The sequence below is a fragment of the Undibacter mobilis genome, from assembly GCF_003367195.1.
Taxonomy (GTDB): Bacteria; Pseudomonadota; Alphaproteobacteria; order Rhizobiales; family Xanthobacteraceae; genus Pseudolabrys; species Pseudolabrys mobilis.
This window is the reverse complement of record NZ_QRGO01000001.1, coordinates 1167618-1184963: the sequence shown is the minus strand read 5'-3', so window position 1 is coordinate 1184963 and position 17346 is coordinate 1167618. Positions and strand designations below refer to the sequence as shown.

The following is a 17346-nucleotide window of genomic DNA, read 5'->3' as shown; positions in this document are numbered from 1 at the left end:
CGCGCGCTAGCCCGCCAGCCGCGCCATCTCCACGAGGCGCGACAACTGGGCATGAAACTTGTTGGCGAGGTGGGTATCGGCGATGTTGCCCATCTCGTCAAAGGCCTCGTCGGCTGACGGAATGGCGAGCTGTTCGGGGATCACCAGCGCGCCGCAGCCGATCTCGAGAATCTGCCGCAGCGCCTGCAGCGAATGCAGGCCGCCGGACGGCTCGGGCGATACCGAAGCAATGGCAAAAACGCGGTTCCTGAACGCGGCATAGAGTGGATCGCCGCGCTCACGCACGTGCGAGACCCAGTCGATGGCGTTCTTGAGAAGCGGCGTCACCGAGGCGGAATAATCGGGGCTGGCGATGAACACGCCCTGATGCGCCATGATCATGTGCTTGAGCTTGTAAGCGGCATCCGGCTGGCCGCTGCGCGCATCGAGATCGGCGTCGTAGAGCGGCAGCACGTAATCCTGCAGCGAGATACGCGTCACCTCAATATCGAGCAGCGTCAATTCCTTCGCCGCCAAAGCCGCAAGCTTGGCGTTGTGCGAGCCGATGCGGGTCGATCCCGCGAAGGTGAGAATTTTCGGCGCAGGCATAGCGGGTAATTTACCCATCGTGGCCGCGCTTGTCTTGGTCGTCACAGGAACGACGACGCGGCGATCTCAAACGCCGCGATAGGTCCAGACGCGCGCCGGCGGGACGTTGAGCCAGATCAGCTCGGACGGTTTGCCGGAGACGCCGTGCAGGTCCTTCGGAATTGGCGAGCCAACCGCATAAGTGAACTGGACGAAGGGCGCGTTGGGCTTGAGCAGCGCCAGGGCGTCGGAGATGAGGCGCAGGCGGGTGCGCAGCGGCTTGGTCATGAGCGGCAGGCCCGACACGACCGCGGCCGCCGGTTCGCGGACGATGCCTTCGAGCAGACGGCGCAGACGGTAGGCATCGCCCTGCACCACGGTCGCTTCCGGATAGCGCGTCCGCAACAGGCGGCAGAAATCGGGATCGAACTCGACCAAGATCAGTCGCTTTGGTTCGATGCCGCGCTGTACAAGAGCCTCGGTCACCGGACCAGTGCCGGGTCCAAGCTCGATTACCGGACCACTCGATTCCGGATCGACGCACTGGGCCATGCGGCGCGCGAGCGGCTTGCCTGACGGCATCACCGCGCCGGTGCGTAGCGGCTTTTCAAACCAGGTCCGAAGGAATTGCACCTCGTCATCGAGACGAAGCGGCTTCTTCACGACACGGGCGACTGGATGGGGTTGCATTTGCGACTGGGCACCCGGGCCGGGCGAGGAACTGCCCGATAATGTCACGTAACAGTCACGGGGTATAGGGCACCCGTGGTCAGGCCTCAAGCCGGTCAGGCCGAATAGCTGCCCCGATTTCCGAGCCCGTCCAGAAAAGTTCGTACCCGGCTGAGAAAGCCGGACGATTCAGGCTGGGTATGCTCGGAAGACAGCTTTTCGAACTCCGCCAGCAGTTCCTTCTGCCGCTTGGTCAGCTTCTGGGGCGTTTCCACCGCGACTTGAACGTATAAGTCGCCAGTTTGTTTCGACCTCAATACCGGCATGCCCTTGCCGGTCACGCGGAAGCGCGATCCGGACTGGGTCCCGGCCGGAATTTTGACCTTGGCTTCGCTGCCGTCGATGGCGGGAACATCGATCTCGCTACCGAGCGCGGCCGTCACCATCGAGATCGGCACCCGGCAATGCAGGTCGGCGCCGTCGCGCTGGTAGAGCTCATGGGGCTCGAGCGAGAGGAAGATATAGAGGTCGCCGGCCGGGCCGCCGCGCGTGCCGGCCTCGCCCTCGCCGGACAGGCGGATGCGGGTGCCGTCCTCGACGCCGGCCGGAATGTTCACCGACAGCGTGCGCTCGCGCATCACGCGGCCGGCGCCGGAGCAGGCCGAGCACGGATCGTCGATCACCTGACCGCGGCCGTGGCATGTTGGGCACGTACGCTCCAGGGTGAAGAAGCCCTGGGCATGGCGCACCTTGCCGGCGCCGCCGCAGGTGTAACAGGTCTTCGGCTTGGTGCCGGCCTTGGCGCCGGTGCCGGAGCAGACCTCGCAAGTGACCGAGGTCGGAATCCTGATCTGCGCGTTCTTGCCGGCGAAGGCTTCCTCGAGCGTGATCTCCATGTTGTAGCGCAGGTCGGAGCCGCGCTCACGGCCCGAACCGCCGCCGCCCCGCCGGCCGGCCATGCCGAACAGATCTTCGAAGATATCGGAGAAGGTCGAGGCGAAATCGGCGCCGAAGCCGTGCTGCCCGCCACCACCGCCCTGCTCGAAAGCGGCATGGCCGAAGCGATCATAGGCGGCGCGCTTGTCGCCGTCCTTGAGCACGTCATAGGCCTCGTTGAGTTCCTTGAACTTGTGCTCGCAGTCCTTGTCGCCCGGATTGCGATCCGGGTGATGCTGCATGGCGAGCTTGCGGAATGCGGCCTTCAGCTCGACTTCCGTGCAGGTGCGCGTAACGCCGAGCACCTCGTAATAGTCGCGCTTGGACACTTCAGATCATCCCCACCGGACAGTGAAAACCTCGTTCTTCGATTCGCGTGATGCGTTTCTCGGAACGAGGTTTCTTGTTGCGTCTCAGCTGCTGCGTCAGGCCGACTTCTTGCCGCCCTTGTCGTCGTCGACTTCCGTAAACTCGGCGTCGACCACGTCGTCCTTCGGACCGGCTTCGCCGCCAGGCGCGTTGCCGGCCTGCGCCTGCTGGTAGATGGCTTCGCCGAGCTTCATCGAGGCCTGCGCCAGCGCATTGGTCTTCTGCTGGATCGCGTCGGAGTCGTCGCCCTTCAAGGCTTCCTTGAGGTCGGCGATCGCGTTCTCGATGGCGCCGCGTTCGGCATCGGCGAGCTTGGTGCCGTGCTCGGAAAGCGCCTTCTCGGTCGAGTGGACCAGCGCCTCGCCGTGGTTTTTGGCTTCAACCGCGGCCTTGCGCTTCTTGTCTTCCTCGGCGTGGCTTTCCGCGTCCTTGACCATCTTCTCGATGTCGGCCTCGGACAGACCGCCCGAAGCCTGGATGCGGATCTGCTGCTCCTTGTTCGTCGCCTTGTCCTTGGCGGACACGTTGACGATGCCGTTGGCGTCGATGTCGAAGGTCACTTCGATCTGCGGCATGCCGCGCGGCGACGGCGGAATGCCGACGAGATCGAACTGGCCGAGCATCTTGTTGTCGGCCGCCATCTCCCGCTCGCCCTGGAAGACGCGGATGGTCACCGCGTTCTGATTGTCCTCGGCGGTCGAGAAGGTCTGCGACTTCTTGGTCGGGATCGTGGTGTTGCGGTCAATGATGCGGGTGAACACACCGCCCAGCGTTTCGATGCCGAGCGAGAGCGGGGTCACGTCGAGCAGCAGCACGTCCTTGACGTCGCCCTGGAGAACGCCGGCCTGGATGGCGGCGCCAATGGCGACGACTTCATCCGGGTTGACGCCCTTGTGCGGCTCTTTGCCGAAGAACTGCTTCACGACTTCCTGCACCTTCGGCATGCGTGTCATGCCGCCGACCAGGACCACTTCATTGATTTCGCCGGCGGTAACGCCCGCATCCTTGAGCGCCTTGCGGCACGGCTCGATCGTACGCTGGATGAGGTCGTCGACCAGCGCTTCGAGCTTGGCACGCGTCAGCTTAATCGTCAGATGCTTCGGACCGGAAGCATCCGCCGTGATGAACGGCAGGTTGACTTCGGTCTGCGTGGTCGACGACAGCTCGATCTTGGCCTTTTCCGCGGCTTCCTTGAGGCGCTGCAACGCAAGCTTGTCCTTGCGCAGATCGATGCCCTGCTCCTTCTGGAACTCGGCCGCGAGATAATTGACGAGGACCATGTCGAAGTCTTCGCCGCCCAGGAACGTGTCGCCGTTCGTGGACTTCACTTCGAACACGCCGTCGCCGATCTCGAGCACCGAGATATCGAAGGTGCCACCGCCGAGGTCGTAGACGGCGATGATGCCCTGCTTGGCCTTGTCGAGGCCGTAAGCGAGCGCGGCCGCGGTCGGCTCGTTGATGATGCGGAGAACTTCAAGACCCGCAATCTTGCCCGCGTCCTTGGTCGCCTGGCGCTGCGCGTCGTTGAAATAGGCGGGAACGGTGATGACGGCCTGATCGACCTTCTGACCGAGGTGAGCCTCGGCGGTTTCCTTCATCTTCTGAAGGGTGAAGGCGGAGATCTGCGACGGCGAATACTGCTTGCCGTCGGCTTCAACCCAGGCGTCGCCGTTGCTGGCCTTTGTAATCTTGTAGGGGACGAGCTTCTTGTCCTTCTCGATGATCGGGTCATCGTAGCGGCGGCCGACGAGGCGCTTGACCGCGAAGATCGTCTTTTCCGGATTGGTGACCGCCTGGCGCTTGGCCGGCTGGCCGACGAGCCGCTCGCCGTCGTCCGTGAAGGCGACGATCGATGGCGTGGTACGCATGCCCTCGGCGTTCTCGATGACCTTGGGCGCTTTGCCCTCCATCACGGCAACGCAGGAGTTGGTGGTGCCGAGGTCGATTCCGATGACCTTGCCCATGTTAAACACCTCTCAATTGCGGCAGACCGGACGGGCCTCTGAAACCCATGGATTTGCCCTTGGGTTGTTTGGCGCCCGAAGGTGTGTCCGCGGCTCGTCCGCGAACCCCTGATCCAGCCCCCTGGATAAGCGATAACCGCCATTTCAGCGGCTCGAAGCTCATATAGGAGGGGCCCTAGGGGCCGCAAGCGGGCCGATCACGAAAATGCGAGCGGCCGCCCCGGTTAACTGTCTCAACGGACCGCGAAAAAGCCTTGGCCGGAGCCTATCCGTTGCCGTTCGGGCCGGACCCGGCTAGGCAAACGACCCATCGGACATTCGGACAGGACTTCGGAAACTCATGGCACATCGATTGGCGCGTCGGTCTTTCGCTGTCTTGCTGGCGTTCTGTGCCGTGCTGGTGGCCGTCGTCCTGCCCGCGGCGGCCCAGACCCAGTACCCGCCCGGCCTTCGGGTGGGCCTCACCGCGCCCGCCACGATGACGCCGGCGACCCGTTTCCCCGGCTTTGAAGATGCCGACCGCAAGGCCGCGATCACCATCCTCGACATGCCGCTGGCGGCGATGGAGGGCCTCGAACGCTCGGCCTTCGCCCAAAGCCAGACCGAGGTGCAGAACCTCAAACGCGAGGCTTTCCCGTTCGAGACCGGCATGGGCGTTCTGGTGACCGGCACCGCCACCGAGAACGGCGAGAAGGTTCACAAATGGTTTTTGATTGCGTCGTCGGCCACCGGGCCGGTGCGCGATCTTGCGACTTTGGTCAGCGTGCAGGTGCCCGACAAGGCGATGGACGTCTACAGCGACAAGGTGGTGCGCGACGCGCTGCGCAGCGTCACCTTCCGCCCGGCTCCGGTGCAGGAGCAGCTCGCGATGATGCCCTTCAAGATCAATGACCTGGCCGGCTTCCGCGTGATGTCGGTGTTGCCGGGCGGCTTGATCCTGATCGACAGCGTCGAAGACGACATCACCAGCTATCCCTACATGATCATCGCCATCGGCCAGGGCGCGCCGGATGCCGCCAATCGCGGGCAATTCGCCGCCGATCTGCTGGCGCAATCGCCGCTGCGGAACCTGCGCCTGCAAAGCTCCGAACCGCTGCGCATCTCGAACGGCGCCGGCCATGAAATCCGCGCCCAGGCGGAAAGCGTCAACGGCAAGCCGGTCAAGCTGGTGCAGTGGGTACGTTTTGGCGGTTCAGGCTTCCTGCGCATCGTCGGCGTTGCGCCGGAGCAGCAGTGGGACGGAATGTTCAACCGCTTCCGCGCCATCCGCGACGGCATTGAGCCGCGAGGCTGATCCGGTCAGCCCGGGGCGCGGGCTTAAGCCAGCGCCCCGGAATGACAAGCACTAAAACTTGATCGTGCTACGCAATCCCGCAATGAACGCGTTCTTGATGGCCGCGCCGTTGGGATCGTTCGCGTTCGCGACATTGCCGCCGGGATGCACGATGTATTGCAGGTCCGGCTGCAGCGTCCACCACGGCGCCAGCTGCGCCGCATAACTCAGCTCGAACACCACTTCCTCGCTGCGCACGACGGCATTGCCGGCGTCGATATCGGCCGCCGCCGCGTCCTTGCTGACCTTGGCATAGGCAACGCCGAAAGTGAGCGTGTCGTTCGGCCGGCTGCTGAACGGTCCTTTCAGACCGACGCCGCCATCGACGTAATAGGAAATTGCATTGCGATCCGACGGCGAGAAACCGCCGCGCAGGAACAGGCTCAACGCGCGTTCGCTGGCCTGCAGCACCGTCTGGTCGATGACGCCATAAAGGCCCCAGTTGCCTTTGTGATTATAGGCGCCGGTCGAGGCCGGATCGCTCAGCAGCACGCGCCCACCCGCGGCATCGACTCCAAAGCGCTGGTCGGCAAACCTGTCGTTGGTCGAATACCAGCCGCCGACTTTATAAACAGCCGGCAGGCCGACCGCGCCTTTGCCCTGGTTCACCGCGTATTGCAGCTCGCTCATCCACAGCGCACCGCCAACGAGTCCGAAATTGAGGCCGTGCTCGTTGCACTCCTGCGCCGTGACCGTGCAGTTGCTCCGGCCCGCCGGATTGCCGGCGAACACCGCCGTCAGCAGCGTGAGATTATCGTTGATGGTCGTCGCCAGCCGCGCGCCCGGCGCCGCCAGCGGATAGGCCGGGCCGCCATTGGTGATGTCGGAGGCCAGCAACCCGGCCCAACCGAAGGTGCCGTTAATCAGGCCGCCGGCGGTCGGGCTGGTGATGAATTCGTCGTCGGCTGCGAGCTGACCGACTCGCAACGAGAAGCGGTCGGCGAAACTCTGCTCATACCAGGCGGTAAATAGGCGCGTCGTCGAAAGCGCATCGATATTGCTGGGGTCGGCGATCGAACCGACATTGGCGGCCGCGTTCCGTCCGCCATCGTGAATCTGGTACAGCTTGAAATGGGTCTTGGCGCCGGCGAGACCGATCAGCTTCTGCAGGTCGGTATCGACCGAGAATTCGAGACGGCCTTCATAGCTCCTAGTGCGGTTGATGCCGCCCGACATGACGCCGAGCACTTCGCTGATGTAAATCAGCGTGATTTCGATGCCGTTATTCTCTTTCAGCGCGGTGCGGCGACCGCCCCAATCGCCGGTCAGCGTCTCTCGTTCCCAGATCGAGGGCTCCGCCTTGGGCTTGTCCTTGGCGAACGCGCCGCCTGTCGCAACGGTGGTCAGCGCAGTAGCGGCGGCAAGCGCCGCGATCAAGCGGCGCAATTTTGAATCGGCAGACATAAAACCCCCAGGCCCGTTAGTACGACGTTAGCTGAATCGTCCTTATTTCGCCAATTCGGCGAGCCGGCGCAGCGCCGTGAAATGCCGCTCATGAACCGCCGGATTGTACAGAGACCACGGCTCCGCGGTTCTCAGATACGGCGTTACCGCTGCAACGGTCTGCTTGTATTCGGCGTAAATACTTGTCGCTTCCGCAAAATCGCCCGCCTGCGCGGCCATGGCAATGCGCCGCAGCGCCAGCACCATGTCGCGTACCGCGGCGCGCGCCTTGAGCCGTTCAGCAAGGCCGCCGTCGATGGATGTGTTCTTCTGGTCGGGGAATTTCTCGGCGACCTCTCGCCATTCGGCACCAACCGAATCAACGGTGAGCCGGATCACCTCGGCATCGCGCGCTGGAATGGCGACATCGAGCACGCTCGCAAAGTCGGCCAGTTCGTCGATTTCCGCTGCCACGGTATTCGGGGTGAACGGCCGGTCGGCATCGCCGACGCTGTCGAGATAGGCGACCAGATCGCTGCGTTCGGCCTGGCTGAGGCCGAGATCGAAATGGCTGTCGAAATGCGCAACCACTTCGTCGAGCGTGTCGTAGCGACCGTCATGGAAGTACGGCGCGTTGAATCTGGCGTTGAGGAGCGTCTTGGTCTTGAAGAAGCCGCCGGAGCCGATGTCGTGAACCTTGCGATCGACGAAGGCCGCATTGGCCACATGGCAGGTGGCGCAGCTCATGGTCGCGTCGTGACGGAACGGCTTGTTGAACACCGCTTCGCCGCGGCGCGCGGCATCCGGGGCCTTGGCGGTCAGCTTTCCGTCGGAAGTGATTTTGCCGTTCGGCAGAAAGCTGATCTCGTTAACATAGGTCACAAGCGCGTCGAGTACCTGACCCGATGGTTCGGCACCGGCGAATTCGTTGACAATGACGTTGCGAACGAATTCGCGCAGCGAGGCGATGCGGCCGTCATGTCCATAGGGCGCCAGATATTTGGCGCCGCGCAGGCTCGGCGTCGTCACCGGATCGAACACGCCGTTGTCGGCCTTGGCATTGAAGAACGGGCCGGACGTATCGAACGTGCCCGGCTTCTTCGACATGCCGGGCACGAACAGCTTCGGATTGCTGGCACCTTGTTGATGACAGGAATTGCAGCTCATGCCGGCGTCGCGCGCTTTGCCGCCGAAGATGGCAGATGACGAAAACAGCATGTCGCCGAGATTGAACAGATAGGAACGCTTGCCGCCCGCCATCTCCATCGAGAAAAGTTCGGTCGGCTGGTTGAGCAATTCCGCGTTCAATTCGCTGCCGACCGGCAAGGTCGCATCCTTGCTGATCACCGGCGTTGCCCTCGCCGCGGTCGACAGGACCGGCGCGGCGGCCGCCAGCATAAAGGCAGCGGCCATCGGCAGGATCGTTTTCTGCATCGTCATCTTTTGGCTCCGGCGCCGGTGTGCCCGCTCGGTCCTACTTCTTCTCTTTTTTCTCTTCGTCCTCGTCACCGACCTTGAACGGTTTGAGGCCGAGCTTCGGCGCGGCGGTCAACATCAGCGCGGCCAGTTCCTCGCCGGCGATATGCACCTTCTTGGCATCCATGCTCTTGATGTCGGCGACGCCGACCAGCTTCTTCAGGTTCTGCGTGCGCTCGTCGATGATGCCGGCGAGCTTGGCGTCCTTTTTCTTCAGCGTGTCGGCGAACACCGAATTCCAGGCGAATTCGATGCCGGCGACATTCTCCTGCATGTCGATGATCGAGGTCGCGGCATAAGGCGATTCGCCGCCGCCGGATTTTTCCTCGCCAACTTCGTAGGCGAGGTTGGCAGTGCCCTCGAGCAGCTTTTGCGACGTGAAGGCGAAGTTCGGGGCCTTCACCCGCTTCTCGAACTTGTCCATGTTGGCGAGGAGTTCCGTAACCGGCTGGTCGAGGCCGTCGGTTTTGTTGGCCGAGAACAGTACGACTTCGATGGCGTGGTAGCCGGTCTTGCCGTCCGGCCAGGCGTCGATGAGCTTGTCGAGATCGCCGAAATAGGCCGCCGTCACCGGCTCCATGGCCTCCCAGCCCTTGCGCGACTTGATCCAGGCTGCCTGCGCCGCCTTGACGTCGCCGGCCTTCACGGCCGTCTGCAATTCCTTGGCGCCGGCAATGGCAGAGCCGATGCGTTCGACGATGTAGGGCTTATAGGCCTTGACGCCGTCCTGCATGGTCGCAGCGGTCGCCGGAGCGACGAGCGCGGCAACGGCCAGCGCAGTGAAGCCGAATTGCGCGAGGCGCGTGGTCGCGCCAGTGAAGATGGACATGGGCAGACTCCTGTCGCAGTGAATTGCGCTGCACTGTGTTCTGCAGGGAGACTGCCGTCAACGGAAAAATCGTTACAAATCAATAGGTTATAACCGTTCTAATCTAGCGACAACTTGCCGCAGGCCGGGCTTTGAAAAAACAAAGACTTACGCGCGCCGGTATCGCCCGGCGCGCGATCATGGCCTTCATGTCATCTGTCGGAAGAGGCCGGCCTTACTGGCCGGCGCCGCTCGGCTGCGAATTGTCGCTCGCCGGTGCCGGCTTCGGCGCGGCCTTTGACACGCCGACCAGCGCCGGGCGCAGCACGCGCTCGCCGATCGTGTAGCCGGACTGGATCACCTGGGCGACATGACCGGGGGGCACGTCTGCGGTCGGCACTTCGAACATGGCCTGATGCTTGTTCGGATCGAACTTCTCACCCTGCGGCGTGAACTGCTTCACGCCATTCTTTTCCAGCGACTTGATAAGCTCGCGCTCGGTGAGCTCGACGCCTTCGAGAACGCTTTTCACGGCTGCATCGGCAGCGTCGCGCGCTTCCGCCGTCAGCGTCGAGAGTGCGCGATTGATATTATCGGCCACGTTGAGGACGTCTCGGGCAAAACCGGAAATGCCGTAGGTGCGCGCGTCGGCGACCTCACGCTCGGTGCGGCGGCGCAGATTTTCCATCTCCGCCAGCGTGCGCAGCAGCTTGTCCTTGTACTCAGCGGCTTCGCGTTGCGCGGCTACGAGCGGATCGGCCTGCTCGTCCTGCGGATCGTCCGGCATCACATAGGGCTTCGGATTGGCAGGGTTCGGCGTCTGCTGAACCGTGGCGTCTGGCTTCTCGTTCTCGGCCTTACGCGCGGTCGGGTCCGTCATCGTGATCAATCCAATTCGTACTAATGGGAGGTTTCCCCGGATATCAGGGTTGCCACGTCAAAAATCAAGCTTTTCGGCCCCGAACCGGGGAAAAGTCCTTAAAATGCCAATCTTTAGTGGCCCGAGCCGGACAGCAGCCGGCTCACTACCCGCGCCGTATAATCGACCATCGGGATGATCCGGGCGTAGTTGAGGCGGGTCGGACCGATGACTCCGATGACTCCGACAATACGCCCTGCACTATCGCGGTATGGCGCGACGATGGTCGAGGAACCGGACAGCGAAAACAGCTTGTTCTCCGAGCCGATGAAAATGCGCACGCCGTCGCCGCCCTCGGCGCGGCCGAGCAGATCGATGACGCCGCGCTGCGTCTCCAGTGCATCGAACAGCGAGCGCACGCGTTCGAGGTCTTCGAGCGCATGCAGGTCCTCGAGCAAATTGGCATGGCCGCGTACGATGAGCTGGCGATCTTCGGTATCGCCGCCCGACCAGCTCGCCAGTCCCGCCGAGATGATCTTCTGCGTGAGCTGATCGAGTTCGGCCTGGCCTTGCGCCAATGTCGCCTCGATCTCGGTGCGAAGATCGGACAAGGTCTTGCCGCGAATATGCGCATTGAGAAAATTCGCCGCTTCGATCAGCGCTGAAGTCGGCAGCCCGGCAGGCACGTTGAGCACGCGGTTTTCCACCTGCCCGTCCTCGCCGACCAATACGGCCAGCGCCCGCTCCGGCTCCAGCCGCACGAACTCGATATGCTTGAGCCGCGTATTGGCCTTGGCGGTGAGCACGACGCCGGCCGAGCGCGTCAGCCCCGACAGCATCTGCGACGCTTCGGTCAGCACCGCCTCCACCGACTTGCCGCTGCCGGCGCCGACAACTTGCGCTTCGATGTTGCGGCGGCTCTCTTCGGTGAGATCGCCGACCTGCATCAGCGCATCGACGAAAAAGCGCAGGCCGAGTTCGGTCGGCAGCCGCCCCGCCGAGGTGTGCGGCGCAAAGACCAGACCGAGATGCTCAAGGTCCGACATCACGTTGCGCACCGAGGCGGGCGACAGCGTGATGGGCAGAATGCGCGCCAGATTTCGCGAGCCGACCGGCTCGCCGGTGGTCAGATAGCTCTCGACGATCGAGCGGAAAATCTCGCGCGAGCGCTCATTCAGCGCGGCGAGGCTGACATGTGAAGCGCCGATCGGGACGTCGTGGGATGCCACTGGGCTGACTCCTTACCCTAGAATTGACCATTACCACTGCCCTATTCAAGCTAGGCTTGCAGGATCGGGCACAACAATGCCATTTTGTCCCCGTACCGAGCTGCCGGTTCGGCTTCAACAGGACGCTTTCGACCTTTGTTCGCGCGGTTAACCAGTCAGTGGCGGAAGCGAGCCGCGACCTTGGCGGTCGCGCTCTATGCGCTCACTTTGGTGGCGCCGACCGCTGCCTTTGCCGCCAGCAGCAGTGCCGCGGCCGCCCATTGCTTGACCGTAATGACCGATCACCACCGCTCTGCCGCGTCCCAGAGCCATGATCATCATGATGGCCGCGATCACGCGACAATGGCGCATGAGGATGCGAATCACGCCGCGCCGGCTTCCGACGGGAACGATCAGACCGCACCCGCCGACTGCTGCGGCCTCTTCTGCGTATCGGCCGTCACCCCGGTGGTATTCGGCGTTCTCGACGCGCAGTTTTTTGCCCTGTCGCAAGTAGCGTTGCCAACAGCCACGAGCTTGCTGGGCCACGGCTCCGGCCGCATCGACAGGCCTCCGCGGAACCTCGCCGCGATTTGACCATGGCCGTCGCGTGGCGTGAGCCGCCGCGCGCATGCTTCATCAATCGACGGATGAGGAATTCGAATGTCCGCCTCTACGTGCGCGCGGGCCTCTGTCTTCGGACGGCGGTCGACGCTGTGGCGTCATAAGACGCAATTGCTATCTCTTTCGGTCCTGCTGCTCCTGCCGGCCTGCGCAAGTTTCTCGCCCGACGGCGGCATGAGCGTAACGGCCGACATCGCGGCGCGGCATTTACGCAAGGATGTCGTCGCCATCCGCAACGACGAAGAGGCCGAGGCCGCGCGTGCCAAGGTCGACGATCTGCTCAAGCGAACCTTGAACGCGGATACGGCCGTGCAGATCGCCTTGTTCAACAATCGCGGCCTGCAGGCCGCCTACAACGAGTTGGGCATCGCGGAAGCGCAACGCGTGCAGCAATCGCTGCCGCCCAATCCGTCGATTTCAATCTCGCGGCTCACCGGCGCGGCGGAAATCGAGATCGAACGAAAGATCGCCGCCAATATTCTCGCGCTTTTGACATTGCCGGCGCGGGCGGAAATCGCCACCGAGCGCTTCCATCGCGCGCAACTTGCGGCCGCGCTCGAAACGCTGCGTGTCGCCTCGGACGCGCGAAAAGCGTTCTACCGCGCCGTGGCGGCGCGGCAGGCAGCCAGCTTGCTTGAGCAGTCAAGCGCCGCTTCTTCCACAACCGCCGAGCTTGCCAGGCGCATGACGGCTAGCGGCGCGATGAACAAGCTCGACCAATCGCGGCAGCAATTGCTGCATACAGAACTGACGACCGAACTTGCGCGGGCGCGGCAGCGCGCCACGTCCGAACGCGAACGGCTGGTCCGCGCACTCGGCGTCTCCGGCAAGGACCTCGCATTCAAGTTGCCGGCGCGGCTACCGTCACTACCCAACCGGCCGCCGTCGATAAAGACAGTGGAGGATGAAGCGCTCAAAGGCCGCGTCGATCTCAAAATCGCCCGTAGCGAACTCGACTCGCTCGCGAAATCCTACGGACTCACCAAGGCCACCCGCTTCATCAACGTGCTTGAGGGTGATTTCATCGACAAGCGAAAGGAAGAACGGACGACGGGCGAGCACTCGCACGACAGCGGCTTCGAACTGACCTTGCAGGTGCCGCTCTTCGATTTTGGAGAGGCGCGCGCACGCGAAGCCGAGCAGACCTACATGCAAGCCGTCAATCGGCTCGCGCAGAAGGCCGTCAATGCCCGTTCCGAGGCGCGCGAGGCCTATCGTAACTATCGCACCAGCTACGATGTCGCAGCGCGTTACCAGCGTGACGTACTGCCGCTGCGCAATACGATCTCGGAAGAACTGATGCTTCGCTACGGTGCGATGCAGATCGACGTTTTCGCCTTGCTCACAGAGGCGCGGCAGAGGATCGCTGCCAACGCCAATGCCATCGAAGCGCTGCGCGACTTCTGGCTCGCCAGCGCCGACCTGCAGGCAGCCGTGATCGGCGGCGCGGGCGCGTCGAGCGACTCGTCATCCAACACAACCGCGATGGCCGGCACCAGCGAGCCGGCCGGCCATTGAACGGAGCAACACCATGATCACACGACGCAACCTCATCGGCACATCGGCTGTTCTTGCCGGCGCTGCCGCCATCAGCGGCCGCGTGCAGGCCGCCTCGATTCCTGAGGCCGTGACAACGACGTCACCGGCCATGCAGCCGCCGCTCGCGCCGACCAGCGGCCCGGCTTATCAGCCGGTCGTCACGCTCAACGGCTGGTCCCTGCCCTGGCGCATGAACGGCGAATGGAAGGAGTTTCACCTCGTCGCCGAACCTGTCGAACGCGAACTGGCCCCGGGCATGACCGCCAGACTGTGGGGCTATAACGGTCAATCACCGGGTCCGACGCTCGAATTCGTCGAAGGCGACAAGGTGCGCATCTTCGTGACCAACAAATTGCCAGAGCATACAACGGTTCATTGGCACGGTTTCGTGCTGCCGAATGGAATGGACGGCGTTGGCGGCCTGACTCAACCGCACATCAAGCCGGGCAAGACCTTCGTCTATGAATTCGCCGTCAGGCGCAGCGGCACGTTCATGTATCACCCGCACGCCGACGAAATGGTGCAGATGGCCATGGGCATGATGGGCTTTATCGTCGTGCATCCGCGCGATCCGCAGGAGCGGCGCGTCGACCGTGATTTTGTTTTTCTTCTAAGCAGCTTCGACATCGATCCCGGCACTTCGCTACCGAAGGTCATGACCATGACCGACTTCAATTTATGGACATGGAACACACGTGTGTTTCCCGGCATCGATTCGTTAGTGGTCCGCAAGGGCGATCGCGTGCGCATCCGCGTCGGCAACCTGACGATGACGAACCACCCGATCCATCTGCATGGCCCGCATTTCGAAGTGACGGGCACCGACGGCGGCTGGGTGCGCGAAAGCGCGCGCTGGCCGGAAGTGACGACGGACATTCCCGTCGGCGGCATGCGGGCGATCGAGTTCGTCGCTGATGAGCCCGGCGACTGGGCGATCCATTGCCACAAATCGCATCACACAATGAATGCCATGGGGCACGACGTGAAGACCTTCATCGGCACGCCGCAGAAGGATCTCACCGCAGCGGTGCGTAAGATGTTTCCCGACTACATGCCGATGGGCACGGAAGGCATGGCGGAAATGGGCTCGATGGAAATGCCGATGCCGGACAACACGCTGCCGATGATGACCGGTTTCGGCCAGTTCGGCCCGCTGGAAATGGGCGGCATGTTCTCTGTTGTGAAGGTGCGCGAAGGCCTTGCGCGCGACGATTACAACGATCCCGGTCCCTACAAGCATCCGCCGGGTACCGTCGCGTATGAGTTCAAGGGTGCCGTTCCCGACGCCACCCGCCGCAGCGGCGTCCCGGCAAATCCCAGCAATGTCGAACTCTCGGTCGTGAAACCGGGACCGAAAAGCCACAGCAATCATTGAAGGAGCAACGACATGAAATCTCTTGCACTCTCGATCGCCGCCGCGCTGGCCATCACCGCCGCGGGCATTTCCGGCGCCGGCGCCCACGGCGAGACATACGCGGCCGGTGCCCCCGGTAGTCCGAAAAAGCCGTCGCGCACGGTCACCGTCGTCATGACCGACAAGGAAGGCGAGATGAGGTTCGAACCGAACAGCGTGGCGGTCAAAAAGGGCGAACAGATACGTTTCGTGCTGGAGAACAAAGGCGAGGTGAAGCACGAGTTCATTCTGGCAAGCGTTGAGGACAACAAGAAGCACGCCGAAATGATGAAGAAGTTTCCTCATATGGAACACGACGAACCGAACTCGAAGAGTCTCGAACCGGGTCAGAAGGCGGAGATTTTCTGGCGGTTCACGAAATCAGGCACGTTCGAATTCGCCTGTCTCATTCCCGGCCATTACGAAGCCGGCATGCACGGCACGGCGAGCGTCAAGTAGCATCACCAACCCTAGGAGACCGACATGAAGAAACTTGTTCTGGCGATGGCTCTGTCCGGGCTGCTCGGCGCCTCACCCGCCCTGACGCAGACGGCGATGATCGACGGCACCGTCACCAAGGTCGATGCATCGGCGAGCAAGATCACGATCCGGCACGGGCCGATCAAGAAGTTCGAGATGGATGACGGCATGACGATGGTTTTTGCCGTCAAGGACAAGAGCTTGCTCGACAAGGCCAAAAGCGGCGACAAGATCAAGTTCGACGCTGAGAACGTCAACGGCCAGTTCACCGTGACGAAAATCGAGAAGGCCAAATAAGACTGCTTGCCGCCGCCGCCGGGCGCACTTACAAGGCCCGGCGGCGATTTTCATGCGATCACGAGGAGCAAGCCCATGCGTCCGAGCCAGCGCCAGCCTGATGAAATGCGCGCCGTGTCTCTGGAACGAGGTGTGGTCAAATACGCCGAAGGCTCCTGCTTCGTGAAATTCGGCGAAACCCACGTTCTGGTGACCGCGAGCCTCGAGGAACGTCTGCCGCCGTGGCTCAAGGGTCAGGGCAAGGGCTGGGTCACTGCCGAATACGGCATGCTGCCCCGCGCCACCCATAGCCGCACCCGCCGTGAGGCCGCCTCCGGCAAACAGGGCGGCCGTACCGTCGAAATCCAGCGCCTGATCGGCCGCTCGGTGCGCACCATCGTCGATCTCCAGGCGCTCGGCGAACGCCAGATCACCATCGACTGCGACGTCATCCAGGCCGACGGCGGCACCCGCACCGCCTCGATCACCGGCGCCTGGGTGGCGCTGGCCGATTGCCTCGCCTGGATGAAGACACGCGACATGTTCAAGACCGATGCCAAGGTGCTGCGCGATCACGTCGCCGCGGTGTCGTGCGGTGTGTTCAGAGGCACCGCAGTGCTGGACCTTGATTACGCCGAGGATTCGGAAGCCGATACCGACGCCAATTTCGTCATGACCGGCTCAGGCAACATCATCGAAGTTCAGGGCACTGCCGAGAAGGAGCCGTTCAGCGAAGAGCAGTTGCTCGCGCTGCTCGCGCTGGCGCGCAAGGGCACAGGCAAGCTCATTGAACTGCAGAAAATGGCGATCGGTTAGTGGCGCATCGCCAGCTTACAGGCTCCGTCGTCATTGCCACGCATAATCCCGGCAAGCTCGCCGAGATGCGCGAGCTGCTGGCGCCGTACAACATCGCGGCGACATCGGCGGCCGAGCTCAATCTTCCCGAACCCGACGAGACCGGCACGACCTTCGCCGCAAACGCCCGCATCAAGGCATCGGCAGCCGCAAAGGTGACGGGCCAAGCGGCCTTCGCTGACGACTCCGGTTTGTGCGTCGATGCGCTCGGCGGCGATCCCGGTATCTACTCCGCGCGCTGGGCTGGGCCCGACAAGAACTTCCGCGGCGCCATGAACCAGATCCAGACTCTGCTGGTCGAGAAAGGCGCGACCTCGCCGGAACAGCGCCGCGCGCATTTCATCGCCGCATTGTGCGTTGCCTGGCCCGACGGCCATGTTGAAGAATTCGAAGGCCGCGTTGACGGTGTCATCGTCTGGCCGCCGAAGGGAACCGCGGGCTTCGGCTACGACCCCCTATTCCTGCCCGTCGGTCATGACCGCACCTTCGGCGAGATGACGGCCGACGAAAAGCACGGTCTGCCGCCCAAAGGCATGGGACTTTCGCACCGTGCCCGCGCTTTCGTGATGCTGGCGACGGCGTGTTTGAAGCCGTAAGTCATTCCGGA

Annotated in this window: 17 protein-coding genes; 8 read left to right on the top strand and 9 right to left on the bottom strand. The window is 63.0% G+C overall.

Annotated elements, in window-relative coordinates:
• Positions 1-6: 6 nt before the first annotated feature.
• From DXH78_RS05555 to dnaK, 4 genes are all read right to left on the bottom strand, one after another.
• Positions 7-588: an NADPH-dependent FMN reductase gene (locus tag DXH78_RS05555; protein WP_115516124.1), complete on the bottom strand. Its 582-nt coding sequence runs from the start codon at positions 586-588 to the stop codon at positions 7-9.
• Between the two features lie 66 nt (positions 589-654).
• Positions 655-1257: a class I SAM-dependent methyltransferase gene (locus tag DXH78_RS05550; RefSeq protein ID WP_115516123.1), complete on the bottom strand. Its 603-nt coding sequence runs from the start codon at positions 1255-1257 to the stop codon at positions 655-657.
• A gap of 95 nt (positions 1258-1352) precedes the next feature.
• Complete coding sequence (gene dnaJ / locus DXH78_RS05545; protein WP_115516122.1) at positions 1353-2501, bottom strand: molecular chaperone DnaJ; 1149 nt, start codon at positions 2499-2501, stop codon at positions 1353-1355.
• Positions 2502-2597: 96 nt separating this feature from the next.
• Complete coding sequence (gene dnaK / locus DXH78_RS05540; protein WP_115516121.1) at positions 2598-4505, bottom strand: molecular chaperone DnaK; 1908 nt, start codon at positions 4503-4505, stop codon at positions 2598-2600.
• A 340-nt stretch (positions 4506-4845) separates the two neighbouring features.
• On the opposite strand from dnaK, the gene DXH78_RS05535 reads away from it, so the two are divergent.
• Positions 4846-5799, top strand: coding sequence for a hypothetical protein (locus tag DXH78_RS05535; RefSeq protein WP_147292577.1), 954 nt, complete (start codon positions 4846-4848; stop codon positions 5797-5799).
• A 51-nt stretch (positions 5800-5850) separates the two neighbouring features.
• On the opposite strand, the gene DXH78_RS05530 is transcribed toward DXH78_RS05535, so the two are convergent.
• The 5 genes from DXH78_RS05530 to hrcA form a co-directional block, all read right to left on the bottom strand.
• Complete coding sequence (locus DXH78_RS05530) at positions 5851-7242, bottom strand: carbohydrate porin (protein WP_115516119.1); 1392 nt, start codon at positions 7240-7242, stop codon at positions 5851-5853.
• 42 nt (positions 7243-7284) lie between these two features.
• Positions 7285-8661 carry a cytochrome c peroxidase gene (locus DXH78_RS05525; RefSeq protein WP_115516118.1) on the bottom strand — a complete coding sequence of 459 codons (1377 nt, stop codon included), beginning with the start codon at positions 8659-8661 and terminating at the stop codon, positions 7285-7287.
• A 34-nt stretch (positions 8662-8695) separates the two neighbouring features.
• Positions 8696-9526: an EfeM/EfeO family lipoprotein gene (locus tag DXH78_RS05520; RefSeq protein ID WP_115516117.1), complete on the bottom strand. Its 831-nt coding sequence runs from the start codon at positions 9524-9526 to the stop codon at positions 8696-8698.
• A 214-nt stretch (positions 9527-9740) separates the two neighbouring features.
• Positions 9741-10385 carry a nucleotide exchange factor GrpE gene (gene grpE, locus DXH78_RS05515; protein WP_115517734.1) on the bottom strand — a complete coding sequence of 215 codons (645 nt, stop codon included), beginning with the start codon at positions 10383-10385 and terminating at the stop codon, positions 9741-9743.
• A 113-nt stretch (positions 10386-10498) separates the two neighbouring features.
• Positions 10499-11593, bottom strand: coding sequence for a heat-inducible transcriptional repressor HrcA (gene hrcA / locus DXH78_RS05510; protein ID WP_115516116.1), 1095 nt, complete (start codon positions 11591-11593; stop codon positions 10499-10501).
• Between the two features lie 180 nt (positions 11594-11773).
• On the opposite strand from hrcA, the gene DXH78_RS05505 reads away from it, so the two are divergent.
• The 7 genes from DXH78_RS05505 (at position 11774) to rdgB (ending at position 17335) form a co-directional block, all read left to right on the top strand.
• The gene (locus DXH78_RS05505; protein WP_115516115.1) at positions 11774-12169 is read left to right on the top strand and encodes a hypothetical protein; all 396 of its coding nucleotides are present in this window, start codon (positions 11774-11776) and stop codon (positions 12167-12169) included.
• Between the two features lie 138 nt (positions 12170-12307).
• Positions 12308-13714 carry a TolC family protein gene (locus tag DXH78_RS05500; RefSeq protein ID WP_245416741.1) on the top strand — a complete coding sequence of 469 codons (1407 nt, stop codon included), beginning with the start codon at positions 12308-12310 and terminating at the stop codon, positions 13712-13714.
• Positions 13715-13727: 13 nt separating this feature from the next.
• Positions 13728-15110, top strand: a complete 1383-nt coding sequence (locus DXH78_RS05495) for a multicopper oxidase family protein (RefSeq protein WP_115516113.1) — start codon at positions 13728-13730, stop codon at positions 15108-15110.
• 12 nt (positions 15111-15122) lie between these two features.
• Positions 15123-15587 carry a cupredoxin domain-containing protein gene (locus DXH78_RS05490; protein WP_115516112.1) on the top strand — a complete coding sequence of 155 codons (465 nt, stop codon included), beginning with the start codon at positions 15123-15125 and terminating at the stop codon, positions 15585-15587.
• Between the two features lie 24 nt (positions 15588-15611).
• The gene (locus DXH78_RS05485) at positions 15612-15905 is read left to right on the top strand and encodes a copper-binding protein (RefSeq protein WP_115516111.1); all 294 of its coding nucleotides are present in this window, start codon (positions 15612-15614) and stop codon (positions 15903-15905) included.
• A 75-nt stretch (positions 15906-15980) separates the two neighbouring features.
• Complete coding sequence (rph, locus tag DXH78_RS05480) at positions 15981-16700, top strand: ribonuclease PH (RefSeq protein WP_115516110.1); 720 nt, start codon at positions 15981-15983, stop codon at positions 16698-16700.
• Complete coding sequence (rdgB, locus tag DXH78_RS05475; RefSeq protein ID WP_245416740.1) at positions 16700-17335, top strand: RdgB/HAM1 family non-canonical purine NTP pyrophosphatase; 636 nt, start codon at positions 16700-16702, stop codon at positions 17333-17335. Before rph ends, rdgB begins: the two co-directional genes overlap by 1 nt.
• Positions 17336-17346 lie beyond the last annotated feature (11 nt).

Excerpts from the sequence above, each read along its gene's own strand:
- DXH78_RS05495 (WP_115516113.1), top strand. The coding sequence starts at position 13,728 with ATGATCACACGACGCAACCTCATCGGCACATCGGCTGTTCTTGCCGGC.
- rph (WP_115516110.1), top strand. The coding sequence starts at position 15,981 with ATGCGTCCGAGCCAGCGCCAGCCTGATGAAATGCGCGCCGTGTCTCTG.
- DXH78_RS05525 (WP_115516118.1), bottom strand. The coding sequence starts at position 8,661 with ATGACGATGCAGAAAACGATCCTGCCGATGGCCGCTGCCTTTATGCTG.
- DXH78_RS05485 (WP_115516111.1), top strand. The coding sequence starts at position 15,612 with ATGAAGAAACTTGTTCTGGCGATGGCTCTGTCCGGGCTGCTCGGCGCC.
- DXH78_RS05490 (WP_115516112.1), top strand. The coding sequence starts at position 15,123 with ATGAAATCTCTTGCACTCTCGATCGCCGCCGCGCTGGCCATCACCGCC.
- DXH78_RS05550 (WP_115516123.1), bottom strand. The coding sequence starts at position 1,257 with ATGCAACCCCATCCAGTCGCCCGTGTCGTGAAGAAGCCGCTTCGTCTC.
- DXH78_RS05535 (WP_147292577.1), top strand. The coding sequence starts at position 4,846 with ATGGCACATCGATTGGCGCGTCGGTCTTTCGCTGTCTTGCTGGCGTTC.
- DXH78_RS05555 (WP_115516124.1), bottom strand. The coding sequence starts at position 588 with ATGCCTGCGCCGAAAATTCTCACCTTCGCGGGATCGACCCGCATCGGC.
- grpE (WP_115517734.1), bottom strand. The coding sequence starts at position 10,385 with ATGACGGACCCGACCGCGCGTAAGGCCGAGAACGAGAAGCCAGACGCC.
- dnaK (WP_115516121.1), bottom strand. The coding sequence starts at position 4,505 with ATGGGCAAGGTCATCGGAATCGACCTCGGCACCACCAACTCCTGCGTT.
- DXH78_RS05530 (WP_115516119.1), bottom strand. The coding sequence starts at position 7,242 with ATGTCTGCCGATTCAAAATTGCGCCGCTTGATCGCGGCGCTTGCCGCC.
- DXH78_RS05520 (WP_115516117.1), bottom strand. The coding sequence starts at position 9,526 with ATGTCCATCTTCACTGGCGCGACCACGCGCCTCGCGCAATTCGGCTTC.